Annotated in this window: 24 protein-coding genes; 17 read left to right on the forward strand and 7 right to left on the reverse strand. The window is 34.2% G+C overall.

Annotation, left to right across the window (positions count from 1 at the left end):
- The first annotated feature begins 140 nt into the window (after positions 1-140).
- Together MHH66_RS06845 and MHH66_RS06850 are read left to right on the forward strand one after the other, a co-directional pair.
- Positions 141-1,715: a Ppx/GppA family phosphatase gene (locus tag MHH66_RS06845; protein WP_078184370.1), complete on the forward strand. Its 1,575-nt coding sequence runs from the start codon at positions 141-143 to the stop codon at positions 1,713-1,715.
- A 108-nt stretch (positions 1,716-1,823) separates the two neighbouring features.
- Complete coding sequence (locus MHH66_RS06850; RefSeq protein ID WP_002014829.1) at positions 1,824-3,932, forward strand: polyphosphate kinase; 2,109 nt, start codon at positions 1,824-1,826, stop codon at positions 3,930-3,932.
- Positions 3,933-4,098: 166 nt separating this feature from the next.
- Here MHH66_RS06850 and MHH66_RS06855 read toward each other — a convergent pair whose 3' ends face one another.
- Both MHH66_RS06855 and MHH66_RS06860 read right to left on the reverse strand, forming a co-directional pair.
- On the reverse strand, positions 4,099-4,335 hold the full coding sequence (locus MHH66_RS06855) for a hypothetical protein (protein WP_002014830.1): 237 nt from the start codon (positions 4,333-4,335) through the stop codon (positions 4,099-4,101).
- Positions 4,336-4,432: 97 nt separating this feature from the next.
- On the reverse strand, positions 4,433-5,290 hold the full coding sequence (locus tag MHH66_RS06860; RefSeq protein WP_002014831.1) for a metallophosphoesterase: 858 nt from the start codon (positions 5,288-5,290) through the stop codon (positions 4,433-4,435).
- Positions 5,291-5,485: 195 nt separating this feature from the next.
- On the opposite strand from MHH66_RS06860, the gene fadH reads away from it, so the two are divergent.
- The 3 genes from fadH (at position 5,486) to MHH66_RS06875 (ending at position 8,394) form a co-directional block, all read left to right on the forward strand.
- Positions 5,486-6,250 (forward strand): 2,4-dienoyl-CoA reductase, encoded by a 765-nt coding sequence (gene fadH / locus MHH66_RS06865; RefSeq protein ID WP_002128892.1) that lies wholly within the window; start codon positions 5,486-5,488, stop codon positions 6,248-6,250.
- Between the two features lie 254 nt (positions 6,251-6,504).
- Positions 6,505-7,722: an EAL domain-containing protein gene (locus MHH66_RS06870; protein ID WP_002128891.1), complete on the forward strand. Its 1,218-nt coding sequence runs from the start codon at positions 6,505-6,507 to the stop codon at positions 7,720-7,722.
- Between the two features lie 183 nt (positions 7,723-7,905).
- Positions 7,906-8,394 carry a DUF3993 domain-containing protein gene (locus MHH66_RS06875; protein ID WP_002128890.1) on the forward strand — a complete coding sequence of 163 codons (489 nt, stop codon included), beginning with the start codon at positions 7,906-7,908 and terminating at the stop codon, positions 8,392-8,394.
- A 25-nt stretch (positions 8,395-8,419) separates the two neighbouring features.
- Here MHH66_RS06875 and MHH66_RS06880 read toward each other — a convergent pair whose 3' ends face one another.
- Entirely contained in the window at positions 8,420-8,656 is a 237-nt protein-coding gene (locus MHH66_RS06880; RefSeq protein WP_002014835.1) for a glutaredoxin domain-containing protein, read from the reverse strand.
- 232 nt (positions 8,657-8,888) lie between these two features.
- Between MHH66_RS06880 and MHH66_RS06885 the strand changes: the two genes are divergently transcribed.
- From MHH66_RS06885 to MHH66_RS06930, 10 genes are all read left to right on the forward strand, one after another.
- Positions 8,889-9,125 (forward strand): YkuJ family protein, encoded by a 237-nt coding sequence (locus MHH66_RS06885; RefSeq protein WP_000055151.1) that lies wholly within the window; start codon positions 8,889-8,891, stop codon positions 9,123-9,125.
- A 185-nt stretch (positions 9,126-9,310) separates the two neighbouring features.
- Complete coding sequence (locus MHH66_RS06890; protein ID WP_002033828.1) at positions 9,311-9,460, forward strand: hypothetical protein; 150 nt, start codon at positions 9,311-9,313, stop codon at positions 9,458-9,460.
- A gap of 74 nt (positions 9,461-9,534) precedes the next feature.
- Positions 9,535-10,053: a ribonuclease H-like YkuK family protein gene (locus MHH66_RS06895; protein WP_002033829.1), complete on the forward strand. Its 519-nt coding sequence runs from the start codon at positions 9,535-9,537 to the stop codon at positions 10,051-10,053.
- 127 nt (positions 10,054-10,180) lie between these two features.
- Positions 10,181-10,372, forward strand: coding sequence for an antirepressor AbbA (gene abbA, locus MHH66_RS06900; protein ID WP_033708000.1), 192 nt, complete (start codon positions 10,181-10,183; stop codon positions 10,370-10,372).
- Between the two features lie 163 nt (positions 10,373-10,535).
- A complete protein-coding gene (gene cbpB, locus MHH66_RS06905) occupies positions 10,536-10,979 on the forward strand; it encodes a cyclic-di-AMP-binding protein CbpB (protein ID WP_002066926.1) in 444 nt (147 codons plus the stop codon).
- A gap of 177 nt (positions 10,980-11,156) precedes the next feature.
- Positions 11,157-12,041, forward strand: a complete 885-nt coding sequence (locus tag MHH66_RS06910) for a LysR family transcriptional regulator (RefSeq protein WP_002014840.1) — start codon at positions 11,157-11,159, stop codon at positions 12,039-12,041.
- A gap of 71 nt (positions 12,042-12,112) precedes the next feature.
- Positions 12,113-12,835: a 2,3,4,5-tetrahydropyridine-2,6-dicarboxylate N-acetyltransferase gene (gene dapD / locus MHH66_RS06915; RefSeq protein ID WP_002014841.1), complete on the forward strand. Its 723-nt coding sequence runs from the start codon at positions 12,113-12,115 to the stop codon at positions 12,833-12,835.
- 61 nt (positions 12,836-12,896) lie between these two features.
- Positions 12,897-14,027 (forward strand): N-acetyldiaminopimelate deacetylase, encoded by a 1,131-nt coding sequence (locus tag MHH66_RS06920; protein WP_078184369.1) that lies wholly within the window; start codon positions 12,897-12,899, stop codon positions 14,025-14,027.
- A gap of 273 nt (positions 14,028-14,300) precedes the next feature.
- On the forward strand, positions 14,301-15,167 hold the full coding sequence (locus MHH66_RS06925) for a cytochrome C oxidase assembly protein (RefSeq protein WP_078184368.1): 867 nt from the start codon (positions 14,301-14,303) through the stop codon (positions 15,165-15,167).
- A gap of 83 nt (positions 15,168-15,250) precedes the next feature.
- Positions 15,251-15,916, forward strand: a complete 666-nt coding sequence (locus MHH66_RS06930) for a potassium channel family protein (protein WP_000504033.1) — start codon at positions 15,251-15,253, stop codon at positions 15,914-15,916.
- A 38-nt stretch (positions 15,917-15,954) separates the two neighbouring features.
- On the opposite strand, the gene rnjA is transcribed toward MHH66_RS06930, so the two are convergent.
- Positions 15,955-17,622 carry a ribonuclease J1 gene (gene rnjA / locus MHH66_RS06935; protein WP_002033834.1) on the reverse strand — a complete coding sequence of 556 codons (1,668 nt, stop codon included), beginning with the start codon at positions 17,620-17,622 and terminating at the stop codon, positions 15,955-15,957.
- Between the two features lie 4 nt (positions 17,623-17,626).
- Positions 17,627-17,839: a DNA-dependent RNA polymerase subunit epsilon gene (locus MHH66_RS06940; protein WP_000576436.1), complete on the reverse strand. Its 213-nt coding sequence runs from the start codon at positions 17,837-17,839 to the stop codon at positions 17,627-17,629.
- Between the two features lie 548 nt (positions 17,840-18,387).
- Between MHH66_RS06940 and MHH66_RS06945 the strand changes: the two genes are divergently transcribed.
- The gene (locus MHH66_RS06945; protein ID WP_002033835.1) at positions 18,388-19,161 is read left to right on the forward strand and encodes a Cof-type HAD-IIB family hydrolase; all 774 of its coding nucleotides are present in this window, start codon (positions 18,388-18,390) and stop codon (positions 19,159-19,161) included.
- Between the two features lie 62 nt (positions 19,162-19,223).
- On the opposite strand, the gene def is transcribed toward MHH66_RS06945, so the two are convergent.
- Positions 19,224-19,778 carry a peptide deformylase gene (gene def, locus MHH66_RS06950; RefSeq protein WP_002014846.1) on the reverse strand — a complete coding sequence of 185 codons (555 nt, stop codon included), beginning with the start codon at positions 19,776-19,778 and terminating at the stop codon, positions 19,224-19,226.
- A gap of 167 nt (positions 19,779-19,945) precedes the next feature.
- Positions 19,946-20,095, reverse strand: a complete 150-nt coding sequence (locus MHH66_RS06955) for a YjcZ family sporulation protein (RefSeq protein ID WP_002014847.1) — start codon at positions 20,093-20,095, stop codon at positions 19,946-19,948.
- A gap of 513 nt (positions 20,096-20,608) precedes the next feature.
- On the opposite strand from MHH66_RS06955, the gene pdhA reads away from it, so the two are divergent.
- On the forward strand, positions 20,609-21,724 hold the full coding sequence (pdhA, locus tag MHH66_RS06960; RefSeq protein ID WP_000536893.1) for a pyruvate dehydrogenase E1 component subunit alpha: 1,116 nt from the start codon (positions 20,609-20,611) through the stop codon (positions 21,722-21,724).
- The last annotated feature ends 3 nt before the right edge of the window (positions 21,725-21,727 follow it).

Raw genomic sequence — 21,727 nt, forward strand, 5'->3', positions numbered from 1 at the left:
TTGACTCTCCTTTCAATTTTTCCTTATTATAGCATAAATAAAATGGGTTTTTATTATATGCAAAAAGTAATTGTATATATTTTCAATATTAAAGCAATATTGTTACAAAAAACAACTATTTTGTATAATAGTGATAGAATATGTTTCAGAAATTTGATAATGAAAGAGTGAGAAGTTTGAAAGAAATATTAAAATTACAATATGCCATTATAGATATTGGATCTAATACAATGCGTTTAGTTATTTATGAAAAGCAAAATGGAGGTTTTTATAAAGAAATTGAAAATACGAAAGTGGTTGCTCGGTTAAGAAATTATTTAATCGATGGTGTTTTGAATGAAGAAGGTAAAGAAGTATTGTTACAAACATTATTTCAATTTCAAGAAAGTACAAAATTCCATCAGTTGCATCATGTACTTTGTGTTGCAACGGCAACAATTAGACAGGCTGAGAATCAAGAGGAGATTAAAAAACTTGTTGAAGGACAAACAGACTTTACTCTTAGAGTATTATCAGAATATGAGGAAGCACGTTACGGCTATTTAGCAGTTATGAATTCTACTTCGTTTTCGGAAGGAATAACAGTAGATATTGGTGGCGGAAGTACGGAAGTTACATATATTAAAAATAGAGAGATTTTAGAGTATCATAGTTTTCCTTTTGGTGCGCTTTCTTTAAAACATCTATTTATTAAAGGTGATATTCCTACTAAAGATGAATTAGAGGAAATTCGAGAGTATTTAGAGTGTCAATTTCGAACGTTACCATGGTTAATTGATAAGAAATTGCCTCTTATTGCAATTGGTGGTAGTGCGAGAAACTTAGCGAAAATCCACCAAAATTTAACAAACTATCCTATAGCGGGAGTACATTTATACAAAATGAAAGAAGAAGATATTGAAAATGTAAAAGGTGCATTGGAAAAACAATCGTTTATCGAACTTCAGAAAATGGAAGGATTGGCAAAAGATCGAGCTGATACAATTATTCCAGCGGTTGAAGTATTTCATAAACTTGTAAATATTACAGAAGTAACGGCATTTGTATTAAGCAAAAAAGGATTAAGAGAAGGTGTTTTCTATGAAGAGTTGACGAAAGATTTAGGGATTTCATATTATCCGAATGTAGTTGAAGAAAGCTTACATTTGTTATCACACGAATATGAAATGGATATGGAATTTGTCATTCAACTTATTAAACATGGAAGATTGATTTGTAAACAACTCGAAGAAATGGGACTGATTTCTGTTTCAATAAAAGACTGGGAAGCATTCCATCAAGCAGCGAAAGTATTTAATATTGGAAAATATATAGACGAAGAAGCGAGTCGTTTACACACGTTTTATTTATTGGCAAATAAAACAATTGACGGCATGATGCATAAAGATCGAGTGAGGTTAGCGCTTATTGCATCTTATAAATCAAAAATGCTATTTAAACAACATTTATCTCCATTTGAAGGTTGGTTTGATAAAAGCGAACAAAAAAAAATCCGCCTATTAGGCGCTGTTTTACAATTTTCAGCTGCTTTAAATGTAAGACAAAGATCGCTTGTTGATACGATATCCATAACAGAAAATAAAGAAGGATTAACGTTTAGAATTTTATGTGAGCAATCGGCATTAGCAGAAAAAGTACAAGCTGAAAAACAAAAAAAGCAGCTAGAAAGAGTATTGAAAACAAATATTCACTTATCATTCGAATCAAAACGTTAAGTTGTACGGATGTCTTTACAGAAAATTAACACTTTGGAATATTGTAATTTGATAAAATGAAAGTAACTAAATTATAGTGAAAAAGTTTCAAAGGGAAGTGTGAAGAGAATGGAATTGCTAAAGGGGAATTTAGTAAATTTAAATGATACAGCGTATTATAATAATCGTGAATTAAGCTGGCTAGCATTTAATGAACGTGTACTACAAGAAGCGCAAGATGAAAATAATCCACTATTAGAAAGACTAAAGTTTATTAGTATTTTTAGTTCGAATTTAGATGAATTTTTTATGGTGCGCGTAGCAGGTTTGAAAGATCAAGTAAGTGCGGGATTTAATCAGCCAGAAAATAAAGCAGGTTTAACACCAAAGAAACAGTTAAATAAGATTGCGATAAAATCGCATGAGTTAATGACTGTGCAGTATGAAACGTTTAAAAATTATGTATTGCCAGCGCTTGAACTAGAGGGGATTGAGCGTTTAACATTTCATGATTTGACGAAAGAGCAAAGGGAATTTATCGAGGAGTATTTTGATGAACAAATATTTCCGGTTTTAACCCCTGTATCTATTGATGCGTATCGTCCATTTCCAATGTTATTAAATAAAAGTTTGAATTTAGCTACTATTTTATATGATGAGCAACAGGCTGAGGAAGAAAATCGTACGAAGTTAGGAATTGTACAAGTGCCTTCATTACTGGAGCGTTTCATATTTTTACCGAGTGAAGGGCAAAAACATAAATTTATTTTATTAGAAGATGTAATTAGTGGTTTTACTCATAAACTATTCACAGGATATAACGTATCACCTGTTACTCGTTTCCGTATTACACGTAATGCGGATTTAACGATCCATGAAGAAGGTGCACGCGATTTATTAAAAGTAATTGAAAAAGAATTGAAAAAGCGTAAGTGGGGAGCTGCCGTTCGTTTAGAAGTGGGTAAAGAACACATTGATGAAAGAGTGTTAGCGTTATTGTATGATGTGTTAGAAGTAAAAGATGAAGATGTGTACATGATGGATGGACCGTTAGATTTAACATGTTTATTCTCCTTATATAAAAAATTAGCGCCTTTATATGAACATCTAGTATATCCGGCTCTTATTCCTCAACCTCCTCAAGATTTAGGTGATGAGGAAGATGTATTTGAAAAAGCGATAGAACATGATATTTTATTACACCATCCCTTTGAGTCGTTTCAGCCAGTCGTTGATTTTGTCCGTGATGCGGCAGATGACTCGAATGTACTTGCGATCAAACAAACATTATATCGTGTAAGTGGAGATTCTCCAATAATTCAGGCGCTGAAGGTAGCAGCTGAAAAAGGAAAACAAGTGACGGTATTGGTTGAGTTAAAGGCAAGGTTTGATGAAGAGAATAATGTTCATTGGGCTAAAGAATTGGAACAGGCCGGATGTCACGTTATTTACGGAGTAAGTCACTTGAAAACGCATAGTAAAATTACGTTAGTTGTAAGAAGAAGAAACGGAAAAATTGAAAGGTTTGTACATCTTGGAACCGGAAATTATAATGATGCAACAGCGAAGTTGTATACCGATTTTGGATATATTACATCGCGAAAAGACTTTGGTGTAGATGCAACAAATTTCTTTAATTATTTGAGTGGTTATACAAAAAAACCGCATTTTCATCATTTATCTGTTGCCCCGTTTGATATAAGAGAGCAGTTTATGGAGTTAATAGATGAGGAAATCCGTTATCATAGACAATATGGAAATGGATATATTATCGCTAAAATGAATTCGTTAACAGATAAACCATTAATAAAAAAAATGTATGAAGCATCACAAGCTGGGGTAAGGGTAGAGCTCATCGTTAGAGGGACATGTTGTTTAAGACCTGGGATTCCGAATGTAAGTGAAAATATTCGTGTAGTTAGTGTTGTTGGAAGATATTTAGAACATAGTCGTATTTATTATTTCCATCATAATGGAGATGAAAAAATATATTTATCTTCAGCTGATTTGATGACGCGAAATATGGAAAAACGAGTAGAAATATCCTTCCCAATTTTAGATATTGAAATGAAAGCGAGAATAAAGGCAATTTTACAGCTGGTTTTAGCTGATAATGTGAAAACACGTGAACAAAATAAAGATGGTGACTATTATTATATAATTAATAGTAGTATAGAAGAAATTGATAGCCAAGTGAATTTATTTAAGATGGCGTATCAAAATACAGACGCTGAATAGTGTGAAAAAAGTAAAAACCTCTTATTGAATTTAAGAGGTTTTTACTTTTTTTCTCTACTCATATATTCTCAAAATGGAAGGATGAGTAGAGAGAATAGTTTTTATTATAGGCGTGTGATGAGTTGGTTCGTTGAGAGAAAAACATTAGAAGAATGGTTGGTTTAAATTAATAATAGTATGGTTGTTGACAAGGCCCTCCGTAACAAGGAAAAGGTGCTGGTGGTGGGAAAGGCGGTGGATAAGGCGGATAAAACGGTCTAGGCCCGAAAGCTAATGCTCCACCGAGCAATCCTCCAGCAATTCCAGCTAGAAATGGAACACCGAAAAATGGAAAGAAGCGTGAGTCGCCTGCTGGGCCAAAAGGTGCTGAACGAACTGGGATCGGTTGATAATATGGATACATGAACAAACCTCCTTTACTGGACTCATTTTTATCATATGGTGGACCAAGCGTGGATGAGCGCGTACAAGGAAGGATATGTAAGGAAATAGGCGAATTGTTACGAATGTTGTAGGATGAAGAGTGTAATTTCAGGTTTTGACATAAAGCGGAATGGGACACGTGTTCTTCCAATACCTCGATTGACATAGAGAGTCAAACCTTGAATGTTATAGAAACCTTCAATATATTCTTTTGCAAGCGACGGGGTAATAATAGCACCTAAAAAAGGAATTTGTACTTGTCCGCCATGGCTATGACCAGAAAGTTGAAGATTGATTGGATATGTAGCGATTTGTGGCGCGATATCTGGTTCGTGAACGAGAACAATTGTATAAATATTTTGTTTTGCATGTTGTAAAGTTTCCGCTATTTTTGGTTTACCCAGTAGCATATCATCGAGTCCGAAAATAGAAATTTCACTATTATCCAGTAAACGAATTCGCTTTTCGCTATTTTGCAAAAGTTCAAATCCAGATTCGCGCATGATGTGATCATAGTATTCAGTTCCATATCCGCCATGGTCGTGGTTACCATAAATAGAAAATTTACCGAAGGGTGCCTGTATATTCTTTAAAATGGATGCAACAAAAGAAGCCTCGGTATATGTTTGGTAATCATCAATGAGGTCACCAGTAAAAAGGACAATATCTGGCTTTTCAGCATTAATCTTGGAAACGATTTGAGATAAATGTTGGAGAGAGAAATAGTATCCTAGATGTAAATCGCTAAATTGAAGGATCTTCATACCATGAAAACCTTTTGGTATGAGCGGTGATTTAAGTGTGTGTTGCGTAAAAGAAAGCAAATAGGGCTCTATATATTTAGCATAATAATAGCCGATGCTTGCGGTTATAAATGAATATAGACAAGTGCGTATTCCAGATTTTAAAAAATTTCTTCTTGTAATTTTCTTCATATACAGGTTACTCGAACCTCCCTTCAGTTTTTTAAAAATATATTTTAAATACTAAAAAAGTAGTATAGATTACGAAAAAAATGAACGAAAAGAAACCTCTTTACGTTAAAATATCAGAAAAATTGAAAAACATAAAGATTTCTATCAAATAAAGTGATAAAATGAATATGTATTCATTTTTTGGAGGGGATGTATGTGAAAGAGAAGGTAGTTATTATAACAGGTGGATCAAGTGGAATGGGAAAAGGGATGGCGATACGTTTTGCGAAAGAAGGGGCACGTGTTGTTATTACAGGGCGTACAAAAGAAAAGCTAGAAGAAGCAAAGTTAGAAATTGAACAGTTTCCAGGGCAAGTATTATCTGTACAAATGGATGTACGAAATACTGATGATATTCAAAAAATGATTGAACATATTGATGAGAAGTTTGGACGAATTGATATTTTAATAAATAATGCAGCTGGAAACTTTATTTGTCCAGCAGAAGACTTATCTGTGAATGGCTGGAATTCGGTAATTAATATTGTATTAAATGGTACATTTTATTGCAGTCAGGCTATTGGGAAATATTGGATTGAAAAAGGTATAAAAGGAAATATTATTAACATGGTGGCAACATATGCATGGGATGCAGGCCCAGGGGTTATCCATTCGGCAGCAGCTAAAGCTGGTGTACTAGCGATGACAAAAACTCTTGCTGTTGAGTGGGGACGTAAATATGGAATACGAGTTAACGCTATCGCACCAGGACCAATTGAGCGTACAGGTGGTGCCGATAAATTATGGATTTCAGAAGAAATGGCTAAGCGTACATTGCAAAGTGTTCCACTTGGTAGAATGGGTACACCAGAAGAAATTGCGGGTCTAGCTTATTATTTATGTTCAGATGAAGCTGCATACATAAATGGAACTTGTATGACAATGGATGGTGGCCAGCATTTGCATCAATATCCATTTTAAAAGGAAAGAAAAATGAATGATTCATTAATTTTTCTTTGGTGAAATGTGACGAAGTTGTGACACGTGAGAGAAATGTGTTTACAAAGGGGAATATATAGGTTATATTTAAGACCTCTTTTTTCTTCATAGTAGAATTGCTAATTCCCCTTAGCATTTTACCCCTCTAATCCCTTCAGGAAAACTGAAGGGATTTTTTATTATTTTTCCGTAAATATCGTGTTATAATTTTTGAAAAGTAAAGGGAGGGAAGCACGTTGATAGATGCATTAGATGTAATGAGTAACTTGGATAAAGTCCTTCCTTATTATCAAGCTATTTTTAGTGCTGATGAGCATACAGTAATTGGATATGAAGTTGTAGGACGTATTCAAACAGAAGAGGGCATACAAAGTTTAGCATCTTTCTTCCATGATGATTCTATTCCGAGTGAGTTCCAACTTGAAGCGGATAACATCATCGTAGAAAAAGCGTTAAATAGGTATTTAGAAACGGATCAAAAATTATTATTATTTATACATCGGAATGCTAATGTATTAATGAATGATGAAGATGAAAGTTTACTTCAACTTTTGCTGATGTATGAAGAACAAGGTTTGAACTTACAACGCATTGTTCTGGAAATAACAGAACATGAATGTAAAGAAGATATAGAACAATTTAATCATTTACTCATGTATTATCGTACATATGGTATTCAAATTTCGATTAATAAAGTCGGAACGGGTACAAGTAATTTAGAGCGTATTAGCGTGTTAGCACCGGATATTTTAAAAGTAGATTTAACAAATTTAAGGCAAACTGCACTTTTACAATCTTATCAAGATATTTTATATTCCTTATCTTTACTTGCTAGAAGAATTGGTGCGACATTGTTATATGAAGAAATTGATGCTTTTTATCAACTACAATATGCTTGGAAAAACGGTGGTAGATATTATCAAGGTAATTATTTGAAAGAATGTTTACCTGATTTTATTGAAACGAATGTTTTAAAAGAGCGACTTGGTAATGAATGTCATCAATTTATTCTGCATGAGAAGAAGAAGTTGCAAAAAATTTATAATTTAACAGAGATGTTACGTGATCGAATTGGTGATGTTCTGTCAAAACAAAAAAAGAATGAAGATATAAATGATTGGTTATTACAATTTAGCCAAAGCATATCACAATATAGTTTTCGGATATTTATTTGTAATGAAGATGGTTTTCAACAATCGGGTAATATTATGAAAAAAGATGGTGGATGGATCATTATGCCAGAGTATTATATGAAGAACTGGAGCTGGCGCCCGTATTTTCTAGAAAATATAATGAAAATGCGTTTTGAGAATAAGGCAAGACTTTCAGATTTATATGCTGATATCGAAACTGGTGAAATGGTACGAACATTTTCATTCCCGATTGATGATGAAAACTTTTTATTTATAGATTTATCGTACGAATATTTATATGAAGAAGATGTTTTATTTTAATGCACGAAGAAATTCGTGTATTTTTTTGTTTGTTTTTATCATAAATTGGTAATAGTGAAAATGATGATGAAAATGCTGTCTATCGTTGTAAAGATTTTACGAACGAAATCATCCCTTTCTTTGCATAATCATTGTTACAATGAATACTACAAAGACAAGCTCTTTTAAAAGGAAGGTGAAAAAATGAAGAAATATGGAATATGGTTTGTTCTATTTATATGTGTTGCCTTTCTAGTTGGCTATAGTGTCACAACTGTTTTAGGAAAAGAAGAAGTGAAAGTGGATCGGAAAGAAGTGTTTACAACGATACAAAAAGGTTATGAGACGCAATTTTCAATCCGCGGGAAGCAAATACCTACGAATAAGATGATAGAGACGTTATCACCATATTTTACAAATAATTTCCTTCAAGTTTTTACAGATGAAAACAGTAGAAATGAAAAACAAAGTGGTGAATATTTACTTCCAGCAAAAGAAGCTCCATTTTCTTTTAATTCAGAAACAAAAATGTCTTATGATGAAGAACATAAAAATTTATATGTCTATGAGCGGACAAAGAGTGGACAATATCAAATTGTGACATTGCAAAAGGATAATGGAAAATGGAAATTAGCAGGGTATCATGAAAGTCAGGAACTGTTGACTGAAATAAAAAGGTTACAACAATTATGAGAATAGGAATAGGTGTCGCCTATTCCTATTCTATACCGAGTAGCTGTTGTAATTTTTCAATTTGAAAACCTGCCACAACTTCTTCGTCAATTACAACTGTTGGAGTTGAATAGGATTCATAGTCATATAAAAGACGATTGCGTGCAGCAGCGTCTTTTTTTATGTCAAATTCTTCATATACAACGTTATTATGTTTTAAAAATTCTTTTACAATGGTACAAGGCGGACAATCAGGTTGTGTATAAACCTCAATTTTTTTCATTGTAATTCCTCCCTTTTTCTGTTGTTTATTATATTCTGCCAGTATAAAAAGCGCAATAAAGAAGTAAAAAGATGCTCTTTCATCTTTTTACTTCTTATTTCGACAAATTTTAGTTGAGTTTCTTGCCAAGAACCTTTATCCTAGATTGTGGAACGTTTTTTCTGTTATGACGGATAGAATGAGTATAGCTGTAAAACCTATTGGTAGGAAGATCAGAGAAAGGAGAGATTTCATGTCTCTACTCCAAGGAATTTTAACTCGACTTGTTAGTCTACAAGAACAAGCTGAAAGCGGTGAAGTAGCACAACGCTATTTTGAAGTGAACGGTGAGCGCAAATGTAGCGTGAAATTTTTCGATAAAAGTGAAATGTATGAGTTAGAAGTGTATCAACAAGGTGAAAAACCTCAAGTGTATCAATTCGATAACATCGATATGGTTGCAATTGAGATTTACGATATCATTTCTTGATACATATAAAAAAGGTACTGCCAAATGGCGGTACCTTTTTTAGTTATATTAATTAATGGGCTATATAGGTAGTAGAAGTTTCAATTTAAGTCGCGATTAAATAAAAGAGTTTTTATAAATGTATATGTATAGGAATTTTTCATTTTTCCTACAATGATAGTAAATATTAATAGGAGGTGCAAAGGATGGAACGCTTACCGATTGTTATTTGTCCTAATTGTCACAGTCATGCTGAAATTAATCACGTATTAACCGCCCAATCTAATCAAAATGTAATATATACATGTAGGTTTTGTAATTATGTAATTCGAAATATTGAAACGAATAAAGGGTAGTAAGTTATAATTTTTGTTTTTGTCCCATACAATGAGAATACGAAAAGTCTGTCTAATTGAAAGGACGTGACTATGTGGACGGTGAGCATACATTTTATAATGTTTCAGAGAGACATTTGAATTTTGATATGGTATTTAACCGTATTTGTAGTTTCATTGAAAAGGATCCGCGAAATTTATATCGATTATCTATTGGGACAGACTCACAAGCGCATCAAAAGGATACGAGGTTTATTACAGCGATACATATTCATCGTGTTGGAAAAGGAGCATGGGGATGTTTGCATCATAAATCAGTGAAAAATAAGCCAGCAACGTTGCGAGAGAAAATATATTTAGAAACACAGTTTAGTCAAGAAATCGCCTATCTATTTACTCCCAATCATATACAAGCGATATGGGATTTATTGCACCCATACGCTCAAGATGGAGCAGGATTCATAATGGAGATTCATTTAGATATCGGGAATGATGGTTTAACAAAAGAATTTATTTTAGATATGACGATGAAAATTCAAGCAATGGGATTAACAGCAAAAATTAAACCAGATGCTTATGCGGCATTTAGTTACGCAAACAGATATACAAAATAATGTGAAATGATGTCTATATATTCGCAGTCGTTAAGTATTTCTAACAAAAACTGAATATTACATCTGTTAAATAGACTGAAAAATTTATATAATGAGAGTGATGATGCGAGTGCAAGGAGAGGAGCATATGGAAAAGGAATTTGTTTTAACAAGAGAAGAAGAAAATTTATTGTTGGATATTCTGTTTCAGCAAAATTACGCGAGCGAAATTTTAGCGGTGGAGCTTACAGACATTGAGAATGGTTTAAAACAGATAGATGTGACGCAATATAAAAAAATCACAAGATTGTTTTACCGATTAAAAAATAAAGGGTATTAAGCACTACCGGAATGGTAGTCTTTTTTTTATGTTATATGCTAAAATAGTTATGTATTTTTATTAGAAGAATGTCAGGACAAAATAATAATATGAAAACGCTATCATAAAATGTGAATAGGACCGGAGAATATTAGCAGGAAAAAGGGAAAATGGGGGATGTAACATGATTAGTATTCCGAAAGACGAGTTTCAACAAATTCTTGTGAAGGATTTAATGATTTCATCAGATAAAGTAGCACATGTACAAATAGGGAATGGTCTAGAACATGCTTTACTCGTTCTTGTGAAATCTGGATATTCGGCGATTCCTGTTTTAGACCCTATGTATAAATTACATGGGTTAATTAGTACTGCTATGATTTTAGATGGTATTTTAGGATTAGAGCGCATTGAGTTTGAAAGACTTGAGAATATGAAAGTGGAACAAGTGATGAAGGAAGAGATTCCAGTTCTTATGTTAGAAGATTCTTTTGCAAAAGCTTTAGAAATGACAATTGATCATCCTTTTATTTGCGCTGTCAATGAAGAAGGTTACTTCGAGGGTATTTTAACACGGCGGGCTATTTTAAAATTGTTGAATAAAAAAGTGAGACAGCATAATCGATAACGTAGGGAAAGTGACTTCACAGAAAAGGCGAAGTCACTTTTTTTCGTGCATATCAGTTGTGTATGTATTATATTTAAAAAGACATAAAGCATAAGAAAAGTTTGAACTAACAAACCGTTCTAATGTATAAAAGTATGCAATTAAATTAAGTATGAAATACTTATTAAAATTAGGTGTATGGAAGCTAAGGAAAGAGGGAGAAAGTTGCAAATTGATGATTTTCAAATGATGGTTGTGTTAGCTCAGGAATCAAATATGAGAAAAGCGGCGGAACGTTTATTTGTTTCCCAACCTGCGCTTAGTCAACGATTACAATCTATGGAGAAACAATGGGGAATGAAATTTTTTATTCGTTCACAAAAAGGATTAACAATTACACCTGAAGGGGAAAAAGTTGCAAATTATGCAAAAGAAATGTTACAACGGGAAGAGGGTATTAAAAGTGAACTGGCTCTTTTTAGAACCGAAACATACGGTACGTTAAAAATAGCTGTTGCATCAGTCATTGGGCAATATTGGCTTCCACCTGTTTTGAAAAAATTTGTGCATAAGTATCCTTCTGTGAAGATATCTCTGTTTACTGGCTGGAGTAGTGAAGTGCAAAAGCAATTTTATGAAGGAGACGTTCATGTTGCTATACTGAGAGGATCACAAGAATACAAAGGGCAGAAACAACAATTATTTGAAGATGAATTATATTTAGTTGATAAAGAAATAAAAGATATTTCGATGTTAAAAGAGACAAATAGACCATTTATTCAATTTAAAAGTGATTCGACCTACTATGGACAAATACAAAATTGGTGGTATGGATTATTTTCAAATCCACCTAAGCGAACGATTGTAGTTGACCAAATTGAAACGTGCAAACAGCTTGTTTTAAATGGAATAGGTTATGCTCTTTTACCTTCGACTGTTTTAAAAGAAGTGCAGGAAAATATGTATAAAACACCTGTTCAATTAACGAGAGAAACATGGTTATTGACGAGTGACTCGGCAAGGCAGTTGAAGCAAGTACAAGCATTTTTAGAAATTATAGAAGAAATTCAAATGGAAAAATAAGATTATTGTCTTGCTACTCGCTCTATCGTTTGGTAGAGTAACATTATAAATGGATTTAGGAGGCAACAAGAATGAAAATGATGGACGCTAACGAAATTATTTCGTTTATTCAAAACAGTGAAAAGAAAACTCCTGTAAAGGTATACATAAAAGGGGATTTAAAAGAGGTAACATTCCCTGAAACAGTACAAGCATTTGTAAATAAAAAATCTGGTGTATTATTCGGAGAATGGTCTGAAATTAAGACAATTCTTGATGAAAATAACAAGCACATTGTTGACTATGTAGTTGAGAATGACCGTCGTAATTCTGCAATTCCAATGCTTGATTTAAAAGGTATTAAAGCTCGTATTGAGCCAGGCGCGATTATTCGTGACCATGTAGAAATTGGTGACAACGCTGTTATCATGATGAATGCAACAATTAACATCGGTGCTGTAATTGGTGAAGGTACTATGATCGACATGAACGCAGTGCTTGGTGGACGTGCAACAGTTGGTAAGAACTGTCACGTAGGTGCAGGTGCTGTACTTGCCGGTGTTATTGAGCCACCTTCTGCAAAACCAGTTATCGTTGAAGATGATGTTGTAATTGGTGCAAATGTAGTTGTTCTAGAAGGCGTTACAGTAGGTAAAGGTGCAGTTGTAGCAGCAGGAGCTGTTGTAACAGAAGATGTGCCTCCATATACAGTTGTTGCGGGAACTCCGGCACGTGTAATTAAAGAAATTGATGAGAAGACAAAAGCAAAAACTGAAATTAAACAAGAGCTTCGTCAATTAAACCCAGAGAAATAAAAAATAAAAAGCGTAAGAGCATGAATGTGCTCTTACGCTTTTTATAGATAGAGGTGCAAAAATGACAGTAAGCAAATTTGTCCAAGTTCGTAGAGATTTACATAAAATTCCGGAGATTGGATTTAAAGAGTGGAAAACACAACAGTATATTTTAGATTATATAGGAACGCTTCCTAATGAATATTTGGAAGTGAAAACATGGAAAACAGGTGTAATTGTTAAAGTAAATGGAAAAAATCCAGAAAAAATAATAGGTTATCGTGCAGATATAGACGGTCTACCAATTACAGAGGAAACTGGATATGAATTCTCTTCTGTCCATGAAGGAATGATGCATGCATGTGGACATGATTTGCATGCAACAATCGGTTTAGGACTTCTAACAGCGGCTGTAAGCGAAAGAATAGATGATGATCTTGTGTTTATATTCCAACCAGCTGAAGAAGGTCCAGGTGGTGCACTTCCTATGTTAGAAAGCGATGAGTTAAAAGAATGGAAGCCTAATATGATTCTTGGACTTCATATTGCGCCTGAATACTCTGTGGGAACAATCGCGACAAAAGAAGGTTTATTATTTGCGAATACATCAGAGCTATACGTTGATTTAAAAGGAAAAGGTGGACATGCTGCATATCCGCATACAGCAAATGATATGATTGTTGCAGCGAGTCATCTCGTTACACAACTTCAATCAGTTATTAGTCGTAATGTGAACCCTCTTGACAGTGCGGTAATTACAATTGGGAAAATTACAGGTGGTACAGTTCAAAACATTATCGCAGAAAAATCTCGTTTAGAAGGAACAATTCGAACGCTATCAGTGGAATCAATGAAACGTGTTAAAAGCCGAATTGAGGCAATTGTTGCGGGAATAGAAGCTTCTTTTCAATGTGAAGCTTCTATTGACTACGGAGCGATGTATCATCAAGTGTATAACCATGAGGAGCTAACGAGAGAGTTTATGCAATTTACACGTGAACAAACGACTATGGACGTAATTACGTGTGCGGAGGCAATGACAGGTGAAGACTTTGGTTATATGCTTCGAGAGATACCTGGATTTATGTTTTGGCTTGGAGTAAATTCAGAATATGGTTTACATCATGCGAAATTAAAACCAGACGAAGAGGTTATTGAGAAAGCAATTGTATTTTTAAATCAATATGTGAAGTGGAAGGGAAATAGAAAGTGAACTTACTCGCTAATTGTGCAATAGTTTAGAGTGGGGACTTCTTAGTTCAGAGACGAAAACATCTTTCGTATTCGTTAGTGTTAGACATCTTCATACAAATGAGTAAAGTTAAATTTGACGTCTTAATAATGAGCAGGGGGTTTTTAGCCACTGCTCATTATTAATTATTGCTAATAGGGAAGATAATTATTTAACTACCCTATATATGTTTACTTTTAGTATGGAAAGTGTGTAAAATCAATGTGATACATAGAAAAAAGGGTGGGGAATTACGTGCAAATTAGCAGTGCGATTTTATGTTTCGTCTTATATGCATATGTTATTATTGCGGCGGTTTATTTTGGGATAAGTTTTTACGCCTATCGTTTAGCAAATAATAGTGAATATGAAGAAACATACAAATGGGTGAAAAGATATTTGTCACCTGTACTAGAAATTATGAATGGATTTGTTCTTTTTTTATTTATTGGATTAATTGCTTTCTCGACGAGTTTAGTAGGGAATAAGACTACGTTATTTGTACTAGGTATCATTATTTTTATGCTATTAGGAATTCGGATTGGTAATACGGTGTTTTGGAACGAAAGAAAAATAGATGGTTGGACAGGGATGTTTATTCCATGTATGTTAGCTGCAATTGTGACGAATATAGAACATGAATATTATCAATTACATTTTTGGCTTATCATTGTTTTAACAATCCTCTCTGTTTTGTATATAAGTACTGTCGTGCTAACATACATCGCAAATGAAAAAGGAGATGCAAAAGGTGCGCACTTCTTTAGAGGGCGTGCATTATTATGGAGTGTGCCGACGATGGCAGTTATAGGAATTATTGCGATATTAGTAAATGGATATCAATTTACTAATTGGCAATTGTTTTTAGAAACTTGGTGGATCTTCATTGTTTCGCTTATAGCTTTTTTAGGCGCAACACATTATTTATTCCATCAACATCATTACATATTGGCACTGTTATTCGCATTTACACAACTTTTATTTGCTTTTTTCGGACAAGAAACGCTATTGTTCGTTTTTGAAACATTTAGTTCATTTGGAAATATATTTGTATTTGGTATGTTAATTTTCGGTATCGCGTTTTATTTACAACAGTATTTTTATATGCAAAAACAAAAATAAGAAGTATATACAGGTTTTTGTAGCGAATTTAAAGTATGTTACAATAAAAGTACATAGTATTTGATGTTATTGGAGGAATTCCTGTGGGCGAAAAAGAGAAAGAATTTGCTGTTATTGGGCTTGGACGTTTTGGTGGAAGTATTTGCCGTGAATTAGCTCAATTAGGTATGGAAGTAATGGCAATTGACTCAGATGAGGATAAAATTAATGAGTTTGCAAATATAGCTTCGCATGCTGTAATTGCAGATTCAACAGATGAGATGGTATTAAAAAGTCTTGGTATTCGTAATTTTGATCATGTAGTCGTTGCTATTGGAGATAATTTGAATTCAAGTATTTTAACAACGTTAATTTTGAAAGAATTAGGTGTGAAAAATATTACTGTAAAAGCTCAAAATGACTATCATGAAAAAGTGTTAAGTAAAATAGGGGCAGATCATATTGTGCATCCAGAACGAGATATGGGAAAAAGGATTGCTAATAATATCGCATCAAGTAATGTGTTAGATTACCTAGAGCTTTCAGATGAGCATAGTATTGTAGAGATTATCGCAAATAAAAAAATTGATGGGCACTCTTTAATTGAATTAGATATTCGTGCGAAGTTTGGTTTGAACATTGTAGCAATTAAACGTGGAAAAGAAGTTATCGTATCTCCTCGAGCTACAGAAAACGTTCAGGCGGGAGATATATTAATTGTAATTGGTCATGACGATGAAGTAGATCGTTTTAAGCATTTTTTAAGATAAGAGAAAAGGACAATGCCGAGGAGGCATTGTCCTTTTTCTTATATTTCCATAATGATTGGTAAAATCATTGGACGACGTTTCGTTTTTTCGTATAGGAATGGTGCTAATGTGTCTGTAATCTCATTTTTAATTTCAGACCATTGTGTTGTTTTTCGCTCCATTACTTTTTCTAAATGTGTTGTAATTAATGTTTGAGCATCGTTGATTAAATCGCTGCTTTCACGCATATAAACGAAACCACGCGAGATGATATCAGGTCCTGCTGCAACTTTAAATTCTTTCATATCAATGCTTACAACTACAATAACAAGTCCTTCTTCAGAAAGAATGCGACGATCACGTAATACGATATTACCGATATCTCCAATACCATTTCCATCGATATAGACAGAGCCAGATGGGATTTTCCCAGCTACGCTTGCTTCATCAGAACGTAAAGCAAGAACATCTCCATTATCCATAATGAAACAATTTTCTTCTGGAATACCACAATCATTCGCTAATTTCATATGCATACGTTGCATACGATATTCACCATGAATTGGCATGAAATATTTCGGCTTAATAAGACGTAGCATTAACTTTTGTTCTTCTTGTCCACCGTGTCCACTCGTATGAATATTTGAGAGTTTACCATGGATTACATCAGCACCAGCGCGGTACAACATGTTAATTGTACGACTTACACTAATTGTATTGCCTGGGATTGGTGAAGAAGAGAAAACAACTGTATCGCCAGGGATAATTTGAATTTGACGATGTGTACCATTGGCAATACGTGAAAGTGCTGCCATCGGCTCCCCTTGACTACCTGTACATAACATAACAACTTTATTAGCTGGTAGGCGGTTTAGCTGAGCTGTGTCTATGAATGTATCCTTTGGACACCGGATATAACCAAGGTTTTGTCCGATTTCAATAGCCGCTTCCATACTTCGACCGAATACAGCTACTTTACGATTGTTTTCAACAGCAGCCTCAACAACTTGTTGTAAGCGATGGATATTCGATGCAAAGGTTGCGAATATAATACGACCGTCTACTTTGCGGAATATATCTTGAATACTATCACCAACGCGGCGCTCAGACATCGTAAAGTTTGGCACTTCACTGTTTGTACTATCAGATAAGAGACAAAGTACACCGTCTTTTCCGATTTCGGCCATTTTTGTTAAATCTGCTGGCTCACCTACTGGTGTGAAATCAAATTTGAAATCACCTGTATGAACGACTTGTCCTTGAGGTGTTTTCACAACAACTCCGTATGAATCCGGAATACTGTGAGTTGTACGGAAGAAGGAAACAGATGTCTTTTTAAATTTAATAACATCATCTTCTTGAATTTCATAAAGTTTTGCTTTACGAAGTAATCCGTGCTCTTCTAATTTGTTTTTTATTAGGGCAATTGCTAATTTTCCGCCGTAAATTGGAATGTTTACTTGACGTAATAGATAAGGAATTCCACCGATATGATCTTCGTGACCATGTGTAATGAATAATCCTTTAATTTTATCTTCGTTTCGCACAAAATAAGTATAATCTGGTATTACATAATCGATCCCGAGGAGTTCGTCTTCTGGAAATTTAATTCCAGCATCAATTATAATAATTTCATCTTGAAATTGAACAGCATATGTATTTTTACCGATTTCACCAAGACCACCGAGGGCAAAAACGGCAGCTTGATCATTTTTTAGGAATTTCATATGACTATACGATCTCCGCTAATATTAAATCAGCGTTTTGTTTTTCATATTCAAGATGAGCACCAGTAACAGACTGAACGAACTCGATATTATATGCGAACTTATTTAATTTTTTACGAACATCCTTTTGAGACGTAGCCTCTAAATATAAAACTTTTGTATTTTCACGTACTGGGACCTCAGTTAATTTTTCTTGATAAAATACTTTAAAAATCATTTGGAAAACCTCTCCTTGTCTATGTTTTGCATTATCTGTTACTTATTATAAAGCAAACAGTCACGATTTTCATGTTTTTTCGAATGAGAATGAAGAAAAAGCCCGAAATGGGCACAATTTAAGCGATTGTCTTCTTACGGACTAAATCGTTTAAATAACGCTTGAGCTTTTTCTTCAGCTTCTTCAGCATGATTACTCCTTCCTTTCCTTATTTAAAACATGCATATTACTAATGATAACTCTGTCTCCTATACAAGAAAGAAGATTAGAAGTGAATAGTGAATCTTGTTCTTTTTAGTATAGTGTAAGTTATCTTGTAGTAACGATTAGTAGCCGTTAGTTATAGATATAGTATGAGGAAGAATAGAAAAGAAAATTCATCCGAACAAGTATCCACATTTTTTCACTAATAGTATATGCACATTTCATAAATAAGGTCAGAAAGTGAACGCTTTCTTCACAGATGTTTAATATGTTATACTTTTTTTTGAAATTTGAAAAGTGATAATCAAAATAGGAATATAGAGTGCCAGAAAGGATTTTGACAAATGAATGATAAAATTGTCTTTTTTGATATTGATGGAACATTATTAGATCATGATAAAAAAATTCCGCAATCTACAAGAGATGCAGTAAGAGATTTACAAGAAAAAGGTGTGCATGTAGCGATTGCGACAGGGCGTGCGCCATTTATGTTTGAAGATATTCGTGAGGAACTCAATATACATAATTATGTTAGTTTTAACGGGCAGTATGTTGTATTTGAGGATGAGGTATTATTTAATAATCCATTACATCCTGATGCTCTACATAAGTTTACTCAGTTTGCAAAACAAGAAGGATATCCACTTGTATATCTTGACCATCAAGAAATGAGAGCGTCAGTGGAATATCATGATTATGTAAAAGAAGGTTTTGGAAGCTTACAATTCGATCATCCGGCATATGAACCTGATTTTTATGAGAAACGCGATATTTATCAAACGCTACTTTTTTGTGAAGTAAACGAAGAAGAAAAGTTTATTCATCATTATCCAGATTTTCATTTTATACGCTGGCATGCATATTCAATGGATATTATCCCTAATGGTGGTTCTAAGGCAAAAGGGATTGAGAAGTTTATTGAGAAAATAGGATTTAATCGTGAACAAGTATATGCATTTGGGGACGGATTAAATGATTTAGAAATGATTGAAGCAGTAGGAACGGGCATTGTGATGGGGAATGGTCATGAGGATTTGAAAAAACTTGCTAATTATGTGACAAAAGATGTTAATGAAGACGGTATTTATCACGGATTAAAGTGGGCTGGCTTGTTATAAGTAAGTGTGGAACCCATTTCATATAATAAAAAGGCGGAAGGTTAACTTCCGCCTTTTTATTATTATCGCTCGAGAGGTTTTGAATCATCGGGAGCCACAAATGGATTGTCTTTATTAATATGGTCATAGAACATAACACCGTTTAAATGGTCGATTTCATGTTGGAATACAATTGCTGGTAAACCTTTTAATCGCAGTTTTACGTCTTCACCGTTAATCGTTGTTGCCTTTACTGTAATTCTCGTGTAACGAGGGACATAACCAGGTACTTCACGGTCTACAGATAGACAGCCTTCACCATTTTGTAAATATGTACGTTCAACAGAATGACTAATGATTTTTGGGTTAAATAATGCGTAGCTATATAACGTATCGTTCGTATCAGTTACATGAACCGCAATCATTTTCTTTGAAATACCGATTTGCGGAGCCGCTAATCCGATTCCGGGGCGTAAATTATATTTTTCAGCCATTTCAGGGTCCTGGCTATTTATTACAAATTCAATCATTTCTTTAAGAGTATTTGTATCTTCCTCGCTAGCAGGTAAGGAGACCTCTTCTGCGACGTCGCGCAAAATAGGATTTCCTTCACGAATTACCTCATTCATTGTAAGCATATGTAATCTCTCCTTTCTCCTTTAGTCTACCAAAGGAGATAAAAAAAGTCATCGGCAAGTAAGGAAGAGCTACTTGGAAACAAATTTTCTACAGATAAGTTATGTAATAAAAAGAAAAGACGGCAAAGCCGTCTGTTTCTTTCCATAGTTGTTTCATTTTACATTAATTAGCGAATGCAAGCAGCACCAACGATAATTAAAAGGATAAACAACACAACGATTAAGGCGAAGCCGCTTCCAGATCCGCCACAAGAACCGCCATAACCGTAGGAAGGATATGAACAAGTTGTTGGATAGCAATATGAGTATCCGTACATGAGATGACCTCCTTTATCATTTCCCGCTAATACTGCGGTTACTATAATGTATGGAGGAATGATCAGAAATGTATAGGTATTTACCTATAAAAGGAAGAAGTGTTTGTATAATTTTCTTGAGAAGAGAGAAAAACTAAGGAGAATTAAATCGTTTACATATTATTCTAAGAGAAAAAATAAGTTAAAAAGGGAATAATATAACAGCAGGTTATTGCTTACTAATACAGATGTGAAAAATAAAAACACGTTTGTGTAGAGGAAACCGGCATATTATTTATAAAAAAACGTATTCAAAGTAATTGACATCGTAATTAGAATAGTTGTAAACTAAAAAACGTGATCAAGATTGTATTAATATGTTTTTGAAAAAACATTAGTACAGATTGTTAGGTACACAAAATTATTCTCAACCGACAAACAAATTTGTTGGTTTACATTGTTGCGCTTTCAGTCTAGCTAATAGATAGTGAAAGCGTTTCAGAATATGGTTCAAGAGAGGAAGAGGTGAACGGAATGGGTACTAAAACAAAAAAGACCCTATTTAATGTTGATGAGCAAATGAAAGCTATCGCAGCTCAATTTGAAACATTACAAATTTTAAATGAAAAAGGCGAAGTTGTGAATGAAGCAGCTATGCCTGAATTATCTGATGATCAATTAAAAGAATTAATGCGCCGTATGGTGTATACTCGCGTACTAGATCAACGTTCTATTTCTTTAAACCGTCAAGGACGTTTAGGTTTCTACGCACCAACTGCTGGACAAGAGGCTTCTCAATTAGCAAGTCATTTCGCACTTGAAGCAGAAGATTTCATCTTACCAGGATATCGTGACGTTCCACAATTAGTGTGGCACGGCCTACCATTATACCAAGCATTCTTATTCTCTCGTGGACATTTCATGGGTAACCAAATGCCTGAGAATGTAAATGCACTTGCTCCACAAATCATTATCGGTGCGCAAATCATCCAAACTGCTGGTGTTGCGTTAGGTATGAAATTACGTGGTAAAAAATCTGTTGCAATTACTTACACTGGTGACGGTGGTGCTTCACAAGGTGACTTCTACGAAGGTATGAACTTTGCGGGTGCATTCAAAGCTCCAGCAATCTTCGTTGTACAAAACAACCGTTATGCAATCTCTACTCCAGTAGAAAAGCAATCTGCAGCTAAAACTGTAGCACAAAAAGCAGTAGCAGCAGGTATTTACGGAATTCAAGTAGACGGTATGGATCCATTAGCTGTATACGCAGCAACTGCTTTCGCTCGTGAGCGCGCAGTAAATGGCGAAGGTCCTACTTTAATCGAGACTTTAACATTCCGTTATGGTCCACATACAATGGCTGGTGATGACCCAACTCGTTACCGTACAAAAGATATCGAAAACGAATGGGAACAAAAAGATCCAATCGTACGATTCCGTGCATTCTTAGAAAACAAAGGCCTATGGTCTCAAGAAGTTGAAGAGAAAGTTATCGAAGAAGCAAAAGAAGATATCAAACAAGCAATTGCTAAGGCTGACCAAGCTCCAAAACAAAAAGTTACTGATTTAATGGAAATCATGTACGAAAAAATGCCTTACAACTTAGCTGAACAATATGAAATTTACAAAGAAAAGGAGTCGAAGTAAGCC

Source organism: Bacillus sp. FSL H8-0492 (assembly GCF_038006145.1).
GTDB lineage: Bacteria > Bacillota > Bacilli > Bacillales > Bacillaceae_G > Bacillus_A > Bacillus_A mycoides.